The 19867-nt window shown below is 65.4% G+C and carries 21 protein-coding genes, 2 tRNA genes and 1 pseudogene; 12 read left to right on the forward strand and 12 right to left on the reverse strand.

The window, feature by feature from the left end; translation table 11 throughout:
* Positions 1 to 491: 491 nt before the first annotated feature.
* A complete protein-coding gene (locus tag BOO71_RS25480) occupies positions 492 to 1742 on the forward strand; it encodes a transposase (protein WP_083653839.1) in 1251 nt (416 codons plus the stop codon).
* Between the two features lie 38 nt (positions 1743 to 1780).
* Here BOO71_RS25480 and BOO71_RS25485 read toward each other — a convergent pair whose 3' ends face one another.
* Positions 1781 to 2635: an endo alpha-1,4 polygalactosaminidase gene (locus BOO71_RS25485; RefSeq protein ID WP_075837033.1), complete on the reverse strand. Its 855-nt coding sequence runs from the start codon at positions 2633 to 2635 to the stop codon at positions 1781 to 1783.
* Between the two features lie 91 nt (positions 2636 to 2726).
* Between BOO71_RS25485 and BOO71_RS25490 the strand changes: the two genes are divergently transcribed.
* Complete coding sequence (locus tag BOO71_RS25490) at positions 2727 to 3056, forward strand: YegP family protein (RefSeq protein WP_075837034.1); 330 nt, start codon at positions 2727 to 2729, stop codon at positions 3054 to 3056.
* A 39-nt stretch (positions 3057 to 3095) separates the two neighbouring features.
* On the opposite strand, the gene BOO71_RS25495 is transcribed toward BOO71_RS25490, so the two are convergent.
* The 4 genes from BOO71_RS25495 to BOO71_RS25510 all read right to left on the reverse strand — a co-directional run bounded on the left by BOO71_RS25495 (position 3096) and on the right by BOO71_RS25510 (position 7053).
* On the reverse strand, positions 3096 to 4034 hold the full coding sequence (locus tag BOO71_RS25495; RefSeq protein ID WP_075837035.1) for an acyltransferase: 939 nt from the start codon (positions 4032 to 4034) through the stop codon (positions 3096 to 3098).
* A 102-nt stretch (positions 4035 to 4136) separates the two neighbouring features.
* Positions 4137 to 5393, reverse strand: a complete 1257-nt coding sequence (locus tag BOO71_RS25500; RefSeq protein ID WP_075837036.1) for a hypothetical protein — start codon at positions 5391 to 5393, stop codon at positions 4137 to 4139.
* 346 nt (positions 5394 to 5739) lie between these two features.
* Positions 5740 to 5815, reverse strand: a tRNA-Lys gene (locus tag BOO71_RS25505).
* 26 nt (positions 5816 to 5841) lie between these two features.
* Complete coding sequence (locus BOO71_RS25510) at positions 5842 to 7053, reverse strand: glutamate ligase domain-containing protein (protein WP_139323206.1); 1212 nt, start codon at positions 7051 to 7053, stop codon at positions 5842 to 5844.
* A gap of 132 nt (positions 7054 to 7185) precedes the next feature.
* Between BOO71_RS25510 and purE the strand changes: the two genes are divergently transcribed.
* From purE to BOO71_RS25525, 3 genes are read left to right on the forward strand one after another with little or no spacing between them, the layout of a single operon-like run.
* Positions 7186 to 7683 carry a 5-(carboxyamino)imidazole ribonucleotide mutase gene (gene purE / locus BOO71_RS25515; protein WP_303046805.1) on the forward strand — a complete coding sequence of 166 codons (498 nt, stop codon included), beginning with the start codon at positions 7186 to 7188 and terminating at the stop codon, positions 7681 to 7683.
* A complete protein-coding gene (gene purK / locus BOO71_RS25520) occupies positions 7680 to 8798 on the forward strand; it encodes a 5-(carboxyamino)imidazole ribonucleotide synthase (protein WP_075837037.1) in 1119 nt (372 codons plus the stop codon). The genes purE and purK overlap by 4 nt, the downstream gene beginning before the upstream one ends.
* Positions 8795 to 9367 carry a GNAT family N-acetyltransferase gene (locus tag BOO71_RS25525; protein ID WP_075837038.1) on the forward strand — a complete coding sequence of 191 codons (573 nt, stop codon included), beginning with the start codon at positions 8795 to 8797 and terminating at the stop codon, positions 9365 to 9367. Before purK ends, BOO71_RS25525 begins: the two co-directional genes overlap by 4 nt.
* Before the next feature lie 21 nt (positions 9368 to 9388).
* On the opposite strand, the gene argB is transcribed toward BOO71_RS25525, so the two are convergent.
* The 4 genes and pseudogenes from argB to BOO71_RS25545 all read right to left on the reverse strand — a co-directional run bounded on the left by argB (position 9389) and on the right by BOO71_RS25545 (position 12888).
* Positions 9389 to 10138 (reverse strand): acetylglutamate kinase, encoded by a 750-nt coding sequence (gene argB / locus BOO71_RS25530; protein WP_075837039.1) that lies wholly within the window; start codon positions 10136 to 10138, stop codon positions 9389 to 9391.
* A 60-nt stretch (positions 10139 to 10198) separates the two neighbouring features.
* A pseudogene (locus tag BOO71_RS25535) lies at positions 10199 to 11281 on the reverse strand (PilT/PilU family type 4a pilus ATPase); the annotation flags it as partial.
* A 287-nt stretch (positions 11282 to 11568) separates the two neighbouring features.
* Positions 11569 to 12201 carry a DinB family protein gene (locus BOO71_RS25540; protein WP_075837041.1) on the reverse strand — a complete coding sequence of 211 codons (633 nt, stop codon included), beginning with the start codon at positions 12199 to 12201 and terminating at the stop codon, positions 11569 to 11571.
* Positions 12202 to 12255: 54 nt separating this feature from the next.
* Positions 12256 to 12888, reverse strand: a complete 633-nt coding sequence (locus tag BOO71_RS25545; RefSeq protein WP_075837042.1) for a 5-formyltetrahydrofolate cyclo-ligase — start codon at positions 12886 to 12888, stop codon at positions 12256 to 12258.
* Between the two features lie 103 nt (positions 12889 to 12991).
* Between BOO71_RS25545 and BOO71_RS25550 the strand changes: the two genes are divergently transcribed.
* Genes BOO71_RS25550 through BOO71_RS25560 form a run of 3 tightly spaced genes read left to right on the forward strand, consistent with a single transcriptional unit; the run spans position 12992 to position 14947 of the window.
* Positions 12992 to 13462 carry a hypothetical protein gene (locus BOO71_RS25550; protein ID WP_075837043.1) on the forward strand — a complete coding sequence of 157 codons (471 nt, stop codon included), beginning with the start codon at positions 12992 to 12994 and terminating at the stop codon, positions 13460 to 13462.
* A gap of 44 nt (positions 13463 to 13506) precedes the next feature.
* Positions 13507 to 14427: a carbon-nitrogen hydrolase family protein gene (locus BOO71_RS25555; protein ID WP_075837044.1), complete on the forward strand. Its 921-nt coding sequence runs from the start codon at positions 13507 to 13509 to the stop codon at positions 14425 to 14427.
* Entirely contained in the window at positions 14420 to 14947 is a 528-nt protein-coding gene (locus tag BOO71_RS25560) for a GNAT family N-acetyltransferase (protein ID WP_075837045.1), read from the forward strand. Before BOO71_RS25555 ends, BOO71_RS25560 begins: the two co-directional genes overlap by 8 nt.
* A gap of 59 nt (positions 14948 to 15006) precedes the next feature.
* Here the strand turns inward: BOO71_RS25560 and BOO71_RS25565 are convergent.
* Positions 15007 to 15090 (reverse strand) — tRNA-Leu (locus tag BOO71_RS25565).
* 185 nt (positions 15091 to 15275) lie between these two features.
* On the opposite strand from BOO71_RS25565, the gene rpsO reads away from it, so the two are divergent.
* Positions 15276 to 15551, forward strand: a complete 276-nt coding sequence (gene rpsO / locus BOO71_RS25570) for a 30S ribosomal protein S15 (RefSeq protein WP_075837046.1) — start codon at positions 15276 to 15278, stop codon at positions 15549 to 15551.
* Positions 15552 to 15923: 372 nt separating this feature from the next.
* Here the strand turns inward: rpsO and BOO71_RS25575 are convergent, their stop codons facing one another.
* On the reverse strand, positions 15924 to 16376 hold the full coding sequence (locus tag BOO71_RS25575; protein WP_075836604.1) for a gamma-glutamylcyclotransferase family protein: 453 nt from the start codon (positions 16374 to 16376) through the stop codon (positions 15924 to 15926).
* 24 nt (positions 16377 to 16400) lie between these two features.
* A complete protein-coding gene (locus BOO71_RS25580; RefSeq protein ID WP_075836606.1) occupies positions 16401 to 17129 on the reverse strand; it encodes a S24 family peptidase in 729 nt (242 codons plus the stop codon).
* Positions 17130 to 17291: 162 nt separating this feature from the next.
* Here BOO71_RS25580 and BOO71_RS25585 point away from each other — a divergent pair, with 162 nt between their 5' ends.
* The 3 genes from BOO71_RS25585 (at position 17292) to BOO71_RS25595 (ending at position 19798) form a co-directional block, all read left to right on the forward strand.
* The gene (locus BOO71_RS25585; protein ID WP_075836608.1) at positions 17292 to 17672 is read left to right on the forward strand and encodes a hypothetical protein; all 381 of its coding nucleotides are present in this window, start codon (positions 17292 to 17294) and stop codon (positions 17670 to 17672) included.
* 145 nt (positions 17673 to 17817) lie between these two features.
* Complete coding sequence (locus BOO71_RS25590; protein WP_254843277.1) at positions 17818 to 19161, forward strand: S1C family serine protease; 1344 nt, start codon at positions 17818 to 17820, stop codon at positions 19159 to 19161.
* A 133-nt stretch (positions 19162 to 19294) separates the two neighbouring features.
* Entirely contained in the window at positions 19295 to 19798 is a 504-nt protein-coding gene (locus BOO71_RS25595; protein ID WP_075836610.1) for a multidrug DMT transporter, read from the forward strand.
* Positions 19799 to 19867: the final 69 nt, after the last annotated feature.

Here is a 19867-nt window from a genome sequence, read left to right on the forward strand (position 1 = left end):
GCACAGATTCAATTGGCTCAGATGTCCTTCCGCCAAACGCTGTTCCAGACCGCATATTTGGAGAAAACTGCATAAATGTAACTCATGAGTAATACGGACTCCGATTAGAGGGTGTTGAAAACACCCGTAATCCGAGCGGGAGGAGCAGCGTCCTCATGGGCGTCTGTTCGCGACGATAGTGAGCAGGAGAAAAACGGGTTCCGGGCGTGGACTGGAGGGATCGGCACTGTTCCGATTCATACACGAAACAAACGGAATCCGTATAAGCAATGGTTCGGACACTTTTGACGAAGATTTTTGTCTATCGGGCGAAAAGTGGCACTGGGACGGCGTTTCATCTCGCCCCCTCCCAGCCTCCCCATCAAGGGGGAGGAGCTAAAGACGCTGTGTTCATCGCATTTGAATCTCCGAATTTGAAAACTGTCCGAACCATTGCTTATCAATGGTTCGGACAGTTTTTGACAAAAATGGAGACCCGCCGATAGTGGGTCGTGCAAACTCAACTCCCGGCAGGTCTGATCGGCATCCTACATCACGTCCTGAAGACCGTCTCACTGCGGAAAACACAGCGCAACTTCCTGGTGGTCATCTTGAGTGTGTACCTGGCCGTTCCGGGACGGTACAACGCGCCCAATCTCTCGCGGTATGCGGGCTGTTCTGATCGGACGATTCGGCGCTGGCACCATCGTCGTGATGATGGTGCCTTGCCCTGGTGGGACTTGCACATGGCGGTGGTGACCACAGCAGTCCGGAGTGGCCTGCTCTTTCCGCTGTTTCTCCTGAGCATTGATGCGTCCTTCCAGAGAAAATCAGGAACCAAAACCCAAAACATCGGTTCGTTCTGGAATGGCTCGACAGGCCGGTCTGAGCGGGGGACGGAACTGTCGTGCTGTGCGCTGATCAATGTCCAGATGCGCCAGGTCTTCCCCATTCATGCTCAGCAAACCCGCCCCAAAAAGGAATGCAGAGATCGTCTGGTTCAGTACAACGATCAGCTTGACGCGGTGTTGGGCGAACTCGAACACCACCCAGAGATTCTCCTGCGGGCCGTGGTCGCCGATGGACAATACGCCAAAGACCTCTTTGTGGAAACCGTGACGGGTCACGGTTTTGCCCTGATCTCAAAACTCCAGCGCAATGCCAACCTGAACTATGTTTACGATGGCCCAGACCAGCAACGCCGAGGACCGAAGAGAAAACACGATGGCAAGGTCACCTTCGCTGACCTGAGCCGCTTTGATGTGGTGAACGAAAGCGCGGCCGAGCGCATCTTGACCCAGGTGGTCTGGGGCGTGCGATGGAAGCGGTTGCTGCGGGTGGTGGTGATCCAGGTTCTGGATCACCACGGCCAGGTCATCAAGTACGCCGTGTTATTCAGCACCGACATCACCATGTCCGCATCTGAAGTCGTGGCGCTGTACCGCAGCCGTTTTGAGATCGAGTACGTCTTCCGAGACGGCAAGCAGTTCCTGGGCCTTCAGGACGCTCAAATGCGAACCCAGCAGGCCCTCGAAAGCCATTGGAATCTGACCCTACTGGTGATGAACCTGGCACGATTGGAAGCCCTTCGGGCCAACAATGGGGCACAGACCTTGGTGTTCGGAGTAGAGGATTTGAAGCGCAGAGCGTACAACGCGCTGTTCGCCCAGGTGATTTTAGTCAATCTGGGTCTTGAGGCCCGCTTTGAAGAATTAATTGCGAACCCGTCTGGGCCGCTTAATTTTGGACTGAAAGCCGCTTAAAACTGTCCGAACCATTGATAAGACGCCCTGTCTCAAGACTACTTTGCCGGACAGGCCACGCGTCGGTAAGCGGTCTCGCGCCCACCACGCAGATACAGGTCCTTGAACATCGAGTTGATGCCTAGGCGGCGGGCCTCGGCGCAATTCAGGAACTTCTGCTTGTACTCCACGTTCAGGGCAGGCTTGCCGCGCTTGACGTACTCGGCCGGCGGCGCGCACTCGTCGAATTCGTGGCAGCTCTCGTTCAGGATGCCGTCGAATTTATCGGCCAGCCGCCGCCCGGTTCGGTCTTTCAGCAGCACCTTGTCCGGGCCGTTTTTCTGGAAGATCGCCAGCCCCAGTGCGTGCGCCTCGTCGGCCAGCCAGCCGGAGAAGTCCACCTGATCCTGAAGGGAGATCACGCCCCCTGGCACGTTCTCGTCGTTCTGGAGGTTGTCCGGTTCCACGGCCTGAAATCCTTTCTTACGGCACAGACGCAGTCTTTCCCGCAGAATGTCGGCCAGCACGGAACGGGGCAGGAAGACGTCGCGCACGTCCACGAACGCCTCGTCCTGCCAACTGGGGTCCACGCCCAGTTTCAGCCGGGCCGGATAACGTGCGGAATCTGGGCGATACGGCTCGTAGCTTCCGGCGTTGATGTAACACACCACGTACAGGCCCTGTTTTTTAAGGCTGTCCACCTGCGCCGCCGTGGTCTCGAAGCCGTCCAGATCGATCAGTTTCAGGCCAGGCGGAACGCGGACCTGGGCCGCCGTTTGCGCGCCAATCTGCCAGTCCCAGCCGTACAGACCAGCAGGCGGCGGCTGGACAGCCGGACCGGACAGGCCCAAGCCTGATTCGCCCAGCAGGCCACATGTCGTCAATACGCCCAGCGCCAGCGCCGCCTTCCTCATGCTTTTACCCTATCCCCGAAGCTGATCCGGCCTCTGATCATGACCTGATGTACAGTAAACAGACCGACAATTCACCCCTGGAGGGACCCCTATGGCAGCGAAATTCGTGTTGAAGATGTCCGGCGATCAGTTCATGTTCAATCTGGTGTCCGGCAACGGCCAGACCGTGCTGACCAGCGAGCGCTACACCACCAGGGCGGCGGCCACGAACGGCATCGCCTCGGTCAAGAAGAACGCCGCCAACGACAGGATGTACGAGATGACCGCCAGCGGCAAGCGGTTTAACCTCAAGGCGGGCAACGGTCAGGTGATCGGCGGCAGCCAGAACTACGCCAGCGAGGACGGCGCGAAGGCGGGCATGGAAGCGGTCAAGAGCGCGGCAGCCGAAGCGCTGGTGGACGATCAGACCGCAGAAACCTGAGCGGGACAGACCTGAGCAGTCCGTCATCAAAGCAGGGCTTCAGCGTTCGCCGATCACCAGTTTCGCCGGGCGCTGAACTTCATCCCTGGCCTCATCCGGTCTGCGGGTCTGGCCGGGGGTAGGGTGCGGGAACTGCGGATTGGCCTTGCGGTCCGGCGTGCGGGGGTAGGTGCGGGCATCGACGCCTTCACTGCCCAACTGATCAGCTTCCAATGGGCTGGCTTCCCGCAACTTGAGACGGGTGGTGCGGGCGGGCAGGCCCATCGCGATGCCGTGCGGCTCAATGTCGCCGCGCAGCAGGGCGTGGGTGGCCAGCAGGGCGTCGTCGCTGACCACGCTTCCGGCCAGCACGGTGCTGTGATAGGTGATGCGCGCCCCGCGCCCGATCACGGTGCGGCGCAGGGTCACGTCCGGGCCGTCCAGCACGCTGTGGGTGTGGCTGTAGATGTTGACGTAATCGCTGACGCTGGCGTTGTCGTGCAGTTCGATGCCGCCGATGTCGTCCAGCAGCACATGGCGGTGGACCACCACGTCGTTGCCGACCTCCATGTTGTAGCCCACGCTGAATTCCACATTCTGCCAGCACTTGAAGTCGTGGCCCACACGTTTGAAGATGCGCCCAGCCAGGATGCGCCGCAGCGGAATGGCGATCACCGGATTCTGGCCCACAGGCGTCAGATCGAGATTTTTCCAGAGCCACAGCAGCGGCTTGACCGCCGCGAACTTCTCGGTGTCGGTGGTCAGGTAATACTCGGCCTCGAAGGTCACGTTGCGGGCGTCCAGATTCAGGGCGGCCAGCGGGGCGTCGCTGAGCAGATCGGCGTAACTGCGCCCGTACATGGCCTGCGACAGCACCTCGCGCGCCAGGGCCGAGCGGTCACAGTCAGGATCGCTCAGGCGGGCGTCCAGATCGCTCAGAAAGGTGGTGTACGCAGCCTGGGCGTCCCCTGCAATGTCTACTGGTTTGAGCCAAGTCACGCCCGCTACTTTACTCGCCTACTGTGAAAAGTAAAGTGGGTTTGTGCGGACATAGCGTACAGGTGGATCAGTGACTATCGCCGTGACGCTCCAACTGCCCGGCTAGTTTTTCAGACCGAGCAGCGGTTTCTGGGGGCCGACCACCATCTTTGAGGCGCGCAATTTGCCCTGCCACAGCGCCAGCTCCGCACGTTCGGTGCCCCCATCGACGGCGCTGGCCCGGTTGTTGCGGCAGACGCTGCGGGTGGCACTGGTGCAACTGGGCGTCCAGAGGTTGTTGTACCAGCTCTTGCCGTCGCCGTGAAAGCGCGTCCAGCCGATCAGGTTGTCCTGAATGGAATTGCCGAAGAAGGTGGGCGGGGACTGGCGTGCGCCGCCCAGGATGTCCCACATGTAGATTCCGACATTCGCGGTGGGAATGATCTCGCCGCCCGGCAGACGGCCCGTGGACAGGATGCGGTTCTGCCAGACGTGCTGATCGTGTCCGCCCGCAATAGCCACGCCCTGATTGGACGTGTTGATGATCTGGTTGCGGTAGACCTCGATATAGCCGCCCACCACCGACAGGTCCTTCTCGCTGCCGTCGCCCAGCATGATGCCGCCGCCGGAATAGGCCTTGTCTTTCAGCGGATCGACGGCGTAGGCCCCGTGGATGTAATTGTTGTGAATCCGAATAGGGCTGCTGGCCGTGCCGCTGCTCTCGTACAGATTGATGTTTTCCTCGGGCGCACTCTTGCCGGGCTGGTTGACCATCGCATTCCAGGCAATTTCGATGTTGGGCACGCCGACGACGTGATTGAGCTGGACCGCCTGCACGTTGTAGCGGCTGCCCGTCGGGCGTCCCGTGCCGTCCACGTAACGGCCATCGACATCCTGCACCTTGTTGCGCAGGATCTTGATGGTCTGACCCCTGGCCGCATCCCCCTGAAAGGTATTGACGTACATCCCAGAAGTGCCTTGCAGGTAATTGTTCTCGGCCCGCAGATTGGCAATGAATTCGACAGCCAGAAAGCGCCCCGGAAAGGCTCCGTCCGCCTGGGGGTTCAGGCCATAGCCGTGGGTGTTTCGCACGGTCAGATCGACGTTGAAACCGCGAATCAGGTCCCCGCGTCCCCGCAGGTAAGAATCCTCGATGATGACCGGCTCGCGCGTGGCGATGGTGATCACAGGAATTTTAGGGTTCAGGCTCTGCCAGTTGCCCCGGTACGTGCCCCCTTTGCGGATGACCACGGGACCGCTGTAATCCAGGGCCGGGCCAGGAAGTAAAGTCATGTTCGCCGGGGTCAGGGAGCGGGCACTCAGGCCCAGTCCCATCACCAGTGCCGCTGCCAGGGCAGCCCGGATGGACGCGTGATTCAAACCTGTTTACCTCGCCTTTATCTTAACCGCTCGCAATACCGTTTGGGATGAGCTTTTTCTTACTTTTCAGATTCAGGGGGAGAACGGGAGGACAAAGGCGAGGCGCTGACCCGCTTTCACCCCTGAAAATGACGCCCGCCAGAGAGCAGCGCCCCAAAGCTCCTAGAGGGCCACCCACAGAAGGCCCTGCGGGACGGACGCGCCAGCGCAATCCAGTCTGGAAAGCACTTGAGGGATTTCTTGACTCTCACAGAGGCCAGAGTCCATTGAGGCAGGAGTTATGCGCCCGCCAGCACGCGAAAAGACGGGGAATTAAAAAAACCCCGCGCTGGGCGAGGCTTTCTGGTGGTGGATCGTGTAGGAATCGAACCTACAACCCGCTGATTAAGAGTCAGCTGCTCTACCAATTGAGCTAACGATCCAGAGCAGAGCGGAGTATAGCAAGTTCTCAGCCTCTGTCAAGCCGCGCCCGCACGTCCGCCGCCAGATACAGGCTGCCCGCCACCAGCAACGTGCCACCCACCGGGGTCAGCGCCAGCGCGTGGGCCAGCGCCTCGGCGGGATCAGGCAGGGCCACGCCGCCAAAACGGGCAGCCAGTTCCTGCGGTGGCGTGGCCAGATCGCCCGTGGCCGTGAAGACCCGCACCCCCGTCAGCGGCAGCAACGGCGCAAGCGTGGCCGGGGTGTCCTTGCGCGCCAGATTGCCGAACAGCAGCACGTCGGCATGGGGCACGGCCAGGGCCAGGGCGCGGGTGGCGTGTGGGTTGTGTGCGCCGTCCAGCAGCACGGTTTTGCCGTCCACGCTCAGGCGTTCCAGGCGCACGGAATGCCGGGCGTTCAGCGCCGCCTCTATGCCGTCACCGTGGCCCAGCGTTCGCAGGGTGGCGGCGGCCAGGGCCGCGTTGAGGTACTGATGCGCGCCTTGCAGCCAGGGCGCGTGGGGCAGGGCAAAGAGTTCAGGATGGGTCCGGGGGGTCAGCAGCGGTGCGCCGGTCTCGCCCGCCACCTCCCGCGCCACGGCCAGTGCCTCGCCAGTCGCGGTGGTCAGCAAGGGAACGCCAGAGAGGGCCGCCCCCGCCTTGTCACGGGCGATCTCGGCCACGGTGGCCCCCAGCACCCCTGTGTGATCGAGGTCCGCGTTGGTCAGCGCCACCGCCACGACGTTGCCCAGCGCGTGGGTGGCGTCGCTCCTGCCGCCCACGCCCGCTTCCATCACGGCCACCTCTACCCCGTCTTCGGCAAAGACCCGACAGGCCAGCGCCAGGGTCAGATCGAAGAAGGCGGCGTCCGGGGCGTGGATTCTGGCCCACTGGATAAAGTCGCGTGTGCGGGCCGGGGCCAGGTTGACACCGTTCACGCGGATGCGTTCCTCGTAGGCGTGCAGGTGCGGGCTGGTGAAGCGGCCCACGCGCAGCCCGGCGGCCAGCAGGCCCGCTTCCAGCATGGCGCAGGTGCTGCCCTTGCCGTTGGTGCCGATCACGCGGATGGACTGAAAGCGGGTGTCGGGCGAATCCAGCCCACCCGGAGTCAGCAGGTCCAGCAGCGCCCGTGCGCCTCCCGGCCCCCGCGCCCGGCCAGAGCGCGTGCGCGAGAACAGCCAGCCATAATCGGGCAAAGTAGTGTCGGGCAGAGCAGTACCAGGGAAAGCAGTGTCGGGCAGCCGGGTCACAGGCCCCAAAGTAGCGCACTGGCCCAGACGCACAGGTCAGCGCGTCCGGGTAGCATGCGGGGCGTGAGCCAGACATCGTTCCCGAGGCAGGCACCGTCCCCGAGTCAAACACCGTCGCCGCGCGTGGGCGTGGTGATGGGCAGCCGCAGCGACTTTCCCACGATGGAGGCAGCGCTGGAGGTTCTGGCCCAGCTTCAGATTCCCTACGAGGTCCGGGTGCTGTCAGCCCACCGCACGCCGGACCTGCTGCCCAGTTACGCGGCGCGGGCGGAGAGATTGAACCTGAGCTGCATCATCGCCGGGGCGGGCGGGGCGGCACACCTGCCAGGAATGCTGGCGGCCTTTACGCGCGTGCCAGTGCTGGGCGTTCCGGTGCAGTCCCGTGCGCTGAGCGGCAACGACAGCCTGCTGAGCATCGTGCAGATGCCGGGGGGAGTGCCCGTCGCCACCTTCGCCATCGGGACGGCGGGGGCCAAAAATGCCGCGCTGTTCGCCGCCGCCATCCTCGCCACCACGGATGAAGACGTTCGGGACCGACTAGATACCTTCCGGGCGCAGCAGACGCAGGCCGTGCTGGACGATCCTTTTTTTGAAGGCCACCCCGAAGCAGGCGCGGAATGAGCGCCGACTCCCCACATCTGGGCATTCTGGGCGGCGGGCAACTGGCGCAGATGCTGGCGCTGGCCGCCCTGCCGCTGGGCGTGCGCGTGACCGTGCTGGAGCCGGACGCGCAGGCCCCCGCGCGGCTGTGCGCCACCCACCTGCACGCGCCGTACACCGACGCGGCGGGGCTGGACGCGCTGGCCGCCTGCGACGCCGTGACGCTGGAATTCGAGAACGTGCCGGTGGAAGCGTTGACGGCGCTGGAAGGCCGCGTGCCCGTGCGTCCGGGCCGGGGGCTGCTGGAGCGCAGCAAGCACCGCGCCCGTGAGAAAGAGGCGCTCCGGGCGGCGGGGGCACAGACTGCACCGTTCATGGTCATCGAGACCGGGACCGATCTGGACGGCGCACTGGAGCGGGTCGGCGGGCAGGGCATCCTCAAAACGTCCGAACTGGGCTACGACGGCAAGGGGCAGGCGCGCGTATCGGATACGGCAGGCTTGCGTGTTGCCTGGGACGAACTGGGGCGCGTTCCCTGCGTGCTGGAAGGACTGGTGCAATTCAGGCGCGAGGTCAGTCTGGCGGTGGCACGCGGCCCGGACGGTGCGCTGGCCTTCGGACCCCTGACCCAGAATGTCCACAGAGACGGCATTCTGCGGACCAGCCTGTTTCTGGAGGGTGACCCGCACGAGGCCCAGGCCCGCGAGATCGCCGGGCGGGTGGCGCAGGCGTGGGCACTGGAAGGGCTGATGACGCTGGAATTCTTTCAGCTCCCCGGCGGCGAACTGCTGGTCAACGAGGTGGCCCCGCGCGTCCACAACAGCGGGCACCTGACCCAGGACGGCGGCGGCGTCAGCCAGTTTGAAGCGCAGGTGCGCGCCGTGCTGGGGCTGCCGCTGGCCGACTGGCGGCCCCTGCACCCCTGCGCGATGGTCAACATCATCGGGATAGAGGGACCAGATGGGCAGAATCTGGGGCCGGATTGGGCGGGCATCGATGCGCTGCCCGGCACGCGGCTGCATCTGTACCACAAGGCGTGGCGGGCGGGGCGCAAGCTGGGGCATGTCAACCTCGTGGCCGCAGACGAGGCGACCCTGCGGGAGCGGCTGGCCATCCTGGAGGAGTTCATTCCATGACCGCGCCACAGACCTCCAGCCCGCACATCCCCAGCGAACTCCGCACGCCCCGGCTGCTGCTGCGCGCTCCCCGGCCAGAGGACGCGGCGGCGCTCCATGCGGCAGTTCAGGTCTCGCTGCCCGAACTCCAGAAGTGGATGGTCTGGGCGCAGGAACCGGCTGATCTGCATGCCACAGCCGAGAATCTGCGCGGGGCCGAGGAGCGCTACGCCACCCGCGAGGAACTGCGCCTGCTGGTCTGGAATGCGGCAGGAACGCAACTGATCGGCAGCAGCGGCTTTCACGCCCTGGACTGGCGCGTGCCGAAGGGCGAGATCGGCTACTGGATTTCCAGCGCCCACACTGGCCTGGGCTACGCGCAGGAGGTGGCCGGGGCGCTCACCACCTTCGGCCTGAAGACGCTGGGGTTGCGCCGCATCGAGATCCGCTGCGACAGCACGAACGAACGCAGCGCCCGCATTCCCCGCACGCTGGAATACACCCTTGACGCCACCCTCAGAAACAACGCGGTGGCGGCGAACGAGCCGGGCAGGCTGCGCGACACCCTGATTTTCAGCGTGGTGCGCTAGCGCCTGCCCAATCGGGACAGCTCAGGGCGTGATGCGCGTGCCCGCCTCGCCCCGTACTGCCGCTGTCAGCACCCCCGCCGTCATCCCGCTGGCGATGGTGGCAAACGGTGCGCCGCGTTCCAGGGCGTCCAGCGCGGCGCGGACCTTGGGAATCATGCCTCCGGCGATCCAGCCTGCCGCCACGCCCGCCTCGACTTCAGCGCGGGTCAGGTGCGGGGCCAGACTGGCAGGATCGGGATAGTCACGGTAAACACCGTCCACATCGGTCAGAAAGACGATGCCCTGGCCCAGTGCCCCGGCCACCGCCCCGGCTGCCGTATCGGCATTGATGTTCAGGGCCTCGCCGTCCGGCCCCACAGCGACGCAGCCCAGCACCGGGGTGATTCCAGCGCCCAGCAGGGTCCGCAGGAGATCGGCATTCACCCCCGTCACGCGCCCCACCCGGCCCAGTTCGGGGTCAAGAACTTCGGCGCGCAGCAATTCGCTGTCGCGGCCCATCAGGCCCACCGCCTGCCCCACCTCCTGACTCAGACGCTTGTTCAGCGCACACAGGGCCATTTCCACCACGTCCATCAGTTCGGGGGGCGTGACGCGCAGACCGTCTTTGAAGGTGCTGGTCAGGCCGCGCGCCGTCAGTTCCCGCTCGATGACGGGACCGCCGCCGTGGACCACCACGGGCAGGGATTGGGCGCGCAGGGCCGCGATCTCGGCGGCCACCGTCCGGCGCAGTTCGGGGTTTTTCATGGCGTTGCCGCCGTACTTGATGATCATGGGACAAGTGTAGAGGGACGGGTCCCGGACCACCCACTCCCCCATTGACCCATGTGCTGGTTAAGACACGTACTGCCGCTGCATCAGCAGAATCTTCAGCTCATGCGGGCTGGTGGCCGAGGCCATCGCGTCCTCGGTGGTCATGTGGCCGTCCTGCACCAGCGCGGCGAGATGCTGATCGAAGGTCTGCATGCCGCGTGAGCCGCCTTCCAGCAGGGCCTGCTTGATTTCCTCGGTGCGTTCGGGGTCCTTGATGCACTCGCGGACGGTGGGCGTGCCCAGCAGGATTTCCATGCCCAGCACCCGGCCCCCGCCCTGGCGCGGCAACAGGCGCTGACTGACGATGCCCACGACGCTCTCCGAGAGGCTGTGACGCACCTGAAGGCGCTCGTGCGGGGCAAAGAAATCGATGATGCGGTTGACCGTGCGAATGGCGTCCTGGGTGTGCAGCGTGCTGAAGACCAGATGCCCGGTCTGTGCGGCGGAGAGCGCCGCCTCCACCGTTTCCTTGTCGCGCATCTCGCCGATCAGGATCACGTCGGGGTCCTGGCGCATGCTGGCGCGCAGCCCTGCCGAGAAACTCAGGGTGTCCATGCCCAGTTCGCGCTGGCTGATCATGGCGGCGCGGTCCCGGTGCAGCACCTCGATGGGGTCTTCCAGGGTCACGATGTTGACCGGTTGGTGGGTATTGATGTAATCGATCATGCTGGCCAGCGTCGTGGTCTTGCCGCTGCCCGTGGGGCCGGTGACCAGCACCAGACCGCGTTCGTGCTGCGTCAGTTCAGTGAAAGTGTCCTGCGGCAGCCCCAGTTGCTCGAAGGTGGGAATGGCCTTGTCCTCGATCACGCGCATGATCAGGCCCACCGTGCCGCGCTGGTAATAGGCGTTGACCCGGAAACGGGCCAGTCCGGCGATCCCGTAGGCGAAATCGGCCTCGCGGCGGTCCTGAAACTGTTCCCACATGGTCCCCGGCATCATCTCGCGGGCAAAATCGGAGACGTGTTCGGGGGTCAGGCGGCCCTCGCCGTAGCGTTTGATCAGGCCGTTCACCCGTCCCGCCGGGGCACTGCCTGCACGCAGATGGATGTCACTGGCCCGGTCTTTTACGATGGCCGTCAGTATGGAATTGAGAACACTCACCTGGAGACCATCATCTGAGTCTCAGAGTAAGGGCCAGGGTCTTACAGTTTTCTGCGTGGCCGGACAAGCAGACTCAACCTTCAGGGCGACAGACGCCCCATGCCGCAAAAGAGTCGTCGGTTTGAAAAACACCGTTCTGGACGAAGATTCCGAGATCTGTATGCCATCCGTATAGAACGTGATGGCCCAGGGAAGAATCGGCACAACCGCGTCTGGAAGGCGATTTCCTGCCTCTGGTGCGCGATTCTGCCGACGCTGTCAGAACGGTGTTTTGCCCGGCTGTTCCCGTTTCAGGACGGCGCGGCTTCCGGCATGACCTCGTCCTGCGGGCGGGCCGTGTCCTTCTCGCCGCGCAGCCTGCGGCTTTCCAGATCCGCGTGCTGGGTCAGGTAGCGCAGCCACGCCTTGGCGGTCAGGGGTCCCAGGCCGTTGTGGTTCACGGTTGCGCCGTCTTCCGGCGGGTTTGCGTGGAGTTGCCGCGCCAGATCGACGGTGCCGGAGCGGGTCTGGGACAGCAGGTTTCGCAGTTCCGCCAGAGTCACGTCTTGCGCGGGGCGGTAGGCGTGGTAGCTGTCGGACCCGTGCGGCCCAGAGCCGTGCAGCCTCTGCCCCAGCGCCATCCGCAGGCGGTTCTGGCCCCAGCGCTCGATGCCGATGATGTGGGACAGCACCTCGCGGTTGGCCGGGGTGTCGGCGGCCCGCGCGGCGCGTCCGGCCAGCGCGATGCCGCCACGTTCCAGGCCCTGCCCCAGATCGGTGTAGCTGCTGCGTCCGGCGGGGGCTTCCAGCACGCGCGACACCACGAATTCCTTGACTTCTCCCTTGCGCTGGCGGGCCAGATACGCGGCCCCGGCGGCCAGCCCCACTCCGGCCACCGTAATCAGCGCCGGAACGAGGGTTTTGTTGCTGCTCGACTTGGTCATGGTGCAGTGTACGAGGCCGGGGCCAGAGAGGTTCCCGCCAGGAGGTCTGAAAACCTAAAGGGTTGAAGCCTCCAGCACCCCGTCCGGCGTCCCGATCAGGGCCACATGCGAGTCGGCGGCACAGGGCAGCATGGAACTCAGCATCAGCGGGTGGGCCAGGGTCAGCTCGGGAAGGCCCAGGCCCAGGCCACGCGCCCCCCAGCCGAAGCCCTTGCCCAGCCGCGCGCCGTCCCTCCCCACAGCGACGCTGCCCAGAACGGCGGCCTGCGCGTCTTCCAGCCCGGATTTGCCCGGCACGTACAGCACCGGCTCGCCCACCTTCGGCATGGCGCTCAGGCGTGCGCCCGCCGGGTCACTCAGCCGCCAGTACCAGACCTGACCCCGCTGGGCTGGCTTCTTCTGATGGGGCACGTACAGCGTGACGCCCGCCTCCAGCGCCAGCTTTCGCAGCGGGGCCAGCACGCGGTCCGGGCCGACAATTAACGTGTGCAGGCCCGACACCTGCGGATGGGCCAGCAGTTGCCGCCCCGCCTGCCGCGCCCGCGTGAAGTTGGGGTGGTGGCCGTGCGGCGGCAGCGGGTAGGCGCAGGCCCGCGCCCGCATCAGGGCTGCCCAGACGTGTTCGCGGTGGGTGCCGGGCAGCACGGGATCAGGCAGGCCGGGGCTGGGCGGGGTGGGGGCGTCCATTCTTGGCTTCAAGGTAGCGCCCGCCCCCAGTGGGGGATGGCGGCAGGCCAGTTTAAGCATAAGATGAGAACCAGAACACGTCCTGATCCCTCTGGAGGCTGGTATGAAAAGACCACTGCTCGTCGCTGCCGCGCTGTATCTCGCCGTCTCCGGGGGAGCGCTGGCCTCCCATCAGACGGCCAACCTGAAGCCGTTCAGGACGGTCTGCATCACAGGGGACTTCACGGACCAGAGCGAGGAAAACAGCGCCGTGCTGGACGAGTTGCTGGGCAATATGGTCAGCGTGCTGGACGACGCGGGCATCACGGTGGCCGACAATTGCAGGACAGAAAATGGCGGGGCGGGGCGAACACAGCTCAACCTGTATTTCACGTTCTCCACCACCAAGTCGGGCACGGTCTTCAGCACTGCGCTGGAAGGCTGGCTTCAGAAGGACGGGCCTTACACCGACGTGACCCTCTGGCGCGACTCCTATTTCGGCTCCATCGAGGCGGGCCAGGGCGCTGAGGCGGCGGCTGAAGAGCTGGAATACCTGCTGGAAGACTTTATCGAGGACTGGGACAGCGCGCATTGAGGCACCTTGGGGACCCGGAGACGGCCTGCGGTTAAACTCTGCCCATGACAGTGGTGCGGGTGGCGGCGGCGGCTTACGGGGTGGACTTTCTGCCCGACTGGGCGGCTTACGAGGCAAAAATCGGCGGTTGGGTGGCCGGGGCGGCAGATGCGGGCGCAGAACTGCTGGTCTTCCCCGAATACGCCGCGCTGGAACTGGTGGCCCTGCTGCCCCCGGACCTGCACCACGACGTGCTGGGCATGCGGCCCGCGCTTCAGGCGTTTCTGCCGGAGTTCCTGGCCCTGCACGCCCGGCTGGCGCGGCAGCACGGCGTGTGCATTGTGGCAGGCAGCATTCCGACTGGACACGCTGGCGACTTCGTCAACCGCGCCCACGTCTTCGCGCCGGACGGCACCTATGCCTGGCAGGACAAGCTCCTGATGACCCGCTTCGAGGCCGAGGAATGGCAGATTTCTCCCGGCGAGGGGGTGCGGGTCTTCACACTGGAGTTGCGCGGCGGCGAGACCCTGCGCTTCGGCGTCGCCACCTGCTACGACAGCGAATTCCCCGCCCCCGCCCGCCAGATGGCCGAGGGCGGTGCAGAACTGTTGCTGGTGCCGTCCTTCACGGGCAGCCGCGCCGGATTTACCCGCGTGCGGGTGGGAAGCATGGCCCGCGCCCTGGAGGGCCAGTGCTACGCCGTCCACGCCCCGCTGATCGCCGACGCGCCGTGGAGCTACGCCCTGGAGGACGCCGTGGGCCGCGCCGCCATCTATGCCCCCGCCGACAACGGCCTGCCCGAGTACGGCATCGTGGCCGAGCGCGGCTGGAACGAAAGTGGCTGGCTGATCCATGACCTCGATCTGGCCCTGATCCGCAGCGTGCGCGCCGACGGCCACGTCCTGAACTGGCGGGACCGGACGGCGGCTGGGGAGCGGTCCACCCCCGCCGAGGTCATGCCCCTGGGGGCAGGCGCTGGTGTCTGAGCCGCATGTCCGCCTGCTGACCGGGACGGACGCCGCCGTCTACCGTGAGGTGAGGCTGGCCGCCCTCCGCAGTGACCCGGACGCCTTTATCACCACGGCTGCCGAGTTCGAGGCCAGGACACTGGAATCCATTACTGCACAGCTCACGCCACGGCCAGCGTTCGTGACTTTCGGCGTATTCGTAGGCAGCGAACTGGTGGGTCTGCTGAGCCTGGGACGCGAGGAACGACCCAGATTGAAACACCGGGCCAACATCTTCGGCGTATCCGTTTCGCCAACAGCACGCGGTCAGGGCTGCGCGGACGCGCTGGTGCGGGCGGGACTGTCGCACGCACGGACCTGGGAAGGCGTGACCTCCATCCATCTCTCTGTGACCGAGACCCAGACCGCCGCGCGCCGCCTGTATGAGCGCCACGGCTTTCAAGTCTGGGGCACCCAGCCGGACGCTGTGCAGGACGACGGGGGCCGCACCCTGGCCGAGCATCACCTGTCCCTGCTGCTGGGCGGGGCGACAAGCTGACTACGCAAAGGTCAGCGCCGGACCCTCAAGGAGAATCCGGCGCTGACCTTTGAAAATGTTGGTGCTCGGGATGGGACTTGAACCCACACAGCTAAGCTACACGCACCTCAAGCGTGCGCGTCTACCAATTCCGCCACCCGAGCGCAGATGAAACGAGGCAACGCAATATTAGGGGCGGCCTGTGCTGATGTCAACCCAGAGACCGCCCGGTTATGGTATCGTCCGCTTTGCCGCCGCGAGCGGTCCAGCCCGAATTCTGAAGATCGAAGCCGGATTTTGCTGGGGCTGCTGCGCGCGAGACTTCAAAAAGAAAAGAGAGGCAACACCCATGATCGACAAGAAAGCCACCATCCAGGCCCACGCCAAGAGCGACAAAGACACCGGCAGCACCGCCGTTCAGGTGGCCCTGCTGAGCGCCCGCATCAACAATCTGGGCGCGCACCTCGCCGAGAACAAGAAGGACAAGCACGGTCAGCGCGGCCTTCAGCTCATGAACGGCCAGCGCCGCCGCCTGCTGAAGTACCTGGAGCGCACCAACTATGACGAGTACATCGCCCTGACGGATCAGCTCAAGATTCGCCGTGGTCAGCGCATCGTCCGCTAAAGTTCCAAATCTGCAAGAACCGCCACCCGGACAATGGGGCGGCGGTTTTTTGTGGCCTGGGCTTTGAGGTGAAGCGTGTTTTCATCGGTGGCCCGCTTCTCCGCATGGGCTGGTTGCAGGGCGATTTCGGGTCGCGGTGACGTCCGGGCAGCCCCACCCCCCAGCCCCCTCCCCCAGAGGGGCAGGGGGAGCTAACGTTGCACTGGGCACGGGTTTATGGACGTGGGTGGCGGGAGTGGACGGCGGCGTCCGGGTCTAATGCCCTGCTCCGTCACGCCAAATGCGGCCCGTCCGCTTCGCGCCCGACGGCCTTCGGTTGCCGTTTCGGTGGGGTTGGCAGGCTTTGAAATGGGGCTTTCTTGGTCCCAATCTTCAGCGGTCACTCTCGCGGGTGCGGGTGCGGTCCGGGATGGCGGTCCATTCACCTCCTGGCACGGGGAGGACGCCGGGGCGGTTCAGGCGTTCGGACACGGCGTAGAGATAGACCCAGGCAGGCACCTTCTCACCGTCATCCAGCGTCAGCGTGACCTGCTGGCGGGTATACAGGGGCGGCGTCTCATCAATGCCTTCCAGTTCATCCAGGAATGGCAGGGCCAGCGGCCAGTCAGCGGGCGCGTAATTCAGGGCAAAGCCGCGCACGACCTCTTCCCCGTCGCCCGGAACGACAGCGGGGTACGCTTCCGGCCACAGGTGCAGTAGACGGTAACCGCCCAGACTGGCGGGCCGGGCGCTGAAGCTGCCGCCCAGCGCGGCGATGTGGGCGTTGCGCTCGCCGGGCATCAGGGTGCCGTAGACGAAGACAGTGGTCAGGAGCGGCTCGGACACATCCAAAACTCTAGCGCCCGGCCTTCACAGGCGCACGCCGCGCGGCTGGTGAAAGTACACCCGGCCCACCACCGTGACCTCCTCCGGCTTCACGGGCGGGTGATCGGGGTTGTCGCTGGTCAGCCACAGCGCGCCCCCGTACCGTCTGAGCCGTTTGACGGTCAGTCCCAGCCCCGAGATGTGCAGCACGTAGACCAGTCCCTCGCGCAGGTCCAGATCGCCGGGATCGACATAGATGCGGTCACCCGGGCGGATGCCGCCCCCAGCAGCGGTGGTCATGGACTCGCCGCCCACCTCCAGCACCAGCATGCCGGGACGGTGATCGCGCACGGGCACCAGTTCGTGGTCAATGACACTGGCGTGGTCTTCGGTCACGGGCAGCCCGGCGCTGGCAAGGGCGCGCACCGGCACACGCACCAGCTCCAGCACCTCCAGGGCGTCGTCGCCCGGGGCAGCCTGGAGCAGCGGCAGCCCGGTGCGGGCCACCCACTCGCCCGCCGGAATCTCCAGCGCGCGGCGCAGGGCGTCCTGACGAGCGGGGGTCAGCGCTTCCAGCGGACGGGTGCCGCGTTCCAGACGGCTCAGGTACGGCTGGGTCACGCGCCCGGCCTGCCCGCCGTGGTCCAGCGTGCGGGCGCTGACCTGCCCCTGCTGCAAATTCAGCGCCGCACGCCGCGCCCCCAGCCAGGCAGCCAGTTCCAATTGGGGCAGATCAAGTGAGGGCAGCTCACGCAAGGACGGTTCGCCAGTCATGCACCGAGTCTAATGACCCGTGGACCTGCAACTGGAATCCATCCCACTTGATATATGTCCACAGACATATTACACTCCGGGCCTGGATACGCCTCCAGCAGAATCAGGCGTCCGCGTTCGTCTTCAGCCGCAACACCACCAGCCGCGCCACCGGAGGTCATCATGTCCGACAGCTCTCCTGTTCCTCCCTCCCTGTTGACCCTGGCCCCGCTGCTGGGAGCGGCTTTCGTGGCCGGGGGCATCACACAACTGGCGCGGCTGCTGGGGCAGGATCAGACGCCGCGTGCCCGCACAGTAGCAGCGCTGGCCGTGGCCGCCGGAATCGCCGCACTGACGGTGGTGGCCCTGATGACCGTGACGCTGCGCCCCGATCCGGCCCCGGCCCTGCTGCTGGCCGCTGCCTGCGTGACCGGCTGGAGCGGCCCCGGCATCCTGGCCCGGCTGGGCGCGCTGATCGAGCGCCGCCTGGGGCTGTCTCCCTCCCCTGCCCTGTTCGCCCCGGACCCAGCACCAGCCGAGGCCGAGGGACGCGGGCAGGGTTGAAAATGTGGAGGCCAGGGTCAGAAAGCCCTTGCTCCCGCCTCCCCAATCACGCTGATGGCAAGCGATCTGACGTTCTGGGGGGCGGATGAGACCAGATGGAAAGTCCCAACACAGACCCACCGCCCCGGCGCACGCACAATGAACCATGACCGCCGAGACTGACCGTCTCCCGCGCCGGGATGTCCGGGGCCGGGACACTAAACTTCGCAATCTGCTGCTGACTGGCCTGCTGCTGGGTGGATTGGGGGTGGCCGATGCAGGGGCGCAGGGCGTGAAATACAGACTGCCGGGGGCCAGCCTGCCGACGCTCAACCTGGGTGACCCCCGCACCGCGCCCCTTGACCCGCCGCCGCCCTCCATGCCCACGCTGAGCGATCCCACCGAATTGCAGAGCTTCCGGGGCATCCCGCTCAACGCCCAGAAAACTGCCCAGACCCAGAAACCCGCCCAGAGCAGCGCCGCCAACACCCCAAAACCACTGACGGACGCCGAGAAACAGACCCTCAAGACGTTGTTCTCCAAGGTGCGGCCTGCCACGCTACGGATCGAGCAGTGCGACAACACGGTGCCGGGAGCCTGCGACGAACCCGACGGGATCGGTTCTGCCGTGCTGATCTCGGCGGATGGGCTGGCACTGACCGCCTACCATGTGGTGGAAGGGGCCAGCAAACTGAGTGCGCAGACGGTGGATAAGAAACGTTACGCGGTAGAGGTGGTGGGCTACGACGATCAGGACGATCTGGCGCTGCTGCGGGTCTCGGTGCCCGGGGCCACGCCGTTCGTGCCGCTGGCCAGCGCCCGCCCCGGCGTGGGCGACGCGGTGCTGGCGGTGGGCAACGGCGGCGGCACCTTCCTGCAACCCAAAACAGGCCGCCTGACCGGCCTGGAGGCCGACGCCGGACCCGGCGGGGCCACCTTCCCGCCCGGTACCCTCCAGATGAGCGCCCCATTGATCCCCGGTGACAGCGGCGGCCCGATCCTGAATGTCAGGGGCGAATTGACCGGGATCGTCAGCTACATCAGCGTCAGCCGTGAGAAGGGACCGGCCTCGTTCGCGGTGCCAGTCACGGCCAGTGATGCCCGACTGGCAGAGCTTCGCGCCGGGAAAAAGCTGGACGCGCCGATCATCGGCATCAGCCTGAACGGGCCGTACACCGCGCTGCTGACCATCGACGCCACGGATTTCAAGCGTGCCAGCGCGCTGCTTAAACTGGGGGACACCCCTGGCGCATTCTTCACCGGCGTCAATCCGGGCAGCCCGGCAGAGAAGGCGGGCCTTCAGCCGCTGAAACTCAACGACAAGGATCAGCGCATTTCCGGCGACATCGTGACCGAGGTGAACGGCAAGCGCATCATCAATTTCGATGAATTTCAGTACGCCGTGCGGACCTACAGGCCCGGCGACACCATTACCCTGACGGTTCTCCGGGGCAACAAGCCGATGATGGTCAAGGTCACGCTGATCGGACGCAGCCAGGCGCAACGCTAATCCGCGAACCTTCAAGGGAGAGGTGAGCATGCCTCTCCCCTTTTTGTCGTGTGGCAGGGACTTCGGATGGCTTTTCACTCAACTCCTTATAAATACTACTTGACATTTACGCTTAAAACAGAATAATGGGCCTATGGATACCCTCAAGAAAGCAGGGGCGATGCTGGCCCACCTCGATCTCTTCCACCAGATGCTGGACCTGCGCGGTCTGCTGCAACTGGCCGCCCACATGGAGGAGCGTGGTGACCGCGTGACCCTGATCAGCGGCGAGACCATCACCCTGATCGGCGCGGAGATGCTCAGCGACGCCGGGGTGACCACCGGCAAGGGGGCCAGGATCGAGGCCGCCACCGCCTACCGCGTCTTGCAGGGGCTGAAGGGCCACGACGCGCCCGAATATGCCGTGACCCGCGAGGAGTTGGGCGCGCTGAATGCCCGTGCGGTGGCCGAGTTGGAAGGCGGCGACGCGCTGAAAGCCTTCGGTGACACGCTGGCCCGCATCGGCGCGGCTCCGGCGGCGGCCCCTGCGCCTGCCCAGGCACCACAGCCGGAAGCCTCCGCCCCCGCCGAACGTCCGGGCCGGGGCCGCCGCGCCGCCGAGACCGAGGAAAATACAACCGAACAGCCCGCTGCGTAATCGCCTCACCGCGCCCCACTTCTCGCCCAGACGGGCAAGGGTGGGGCGCGGTTTTTGAGGTGTGGCGGG

The sequence above is a fragment of the Deinococcus marmoris genome, from assembly GCF_001949125.1.
Lineage (GTDB): Bacteria > Deinococcota > Deinococci > Deinococcales > Deinococcaceae > Deinococcus > Deinococcus marmoris_A.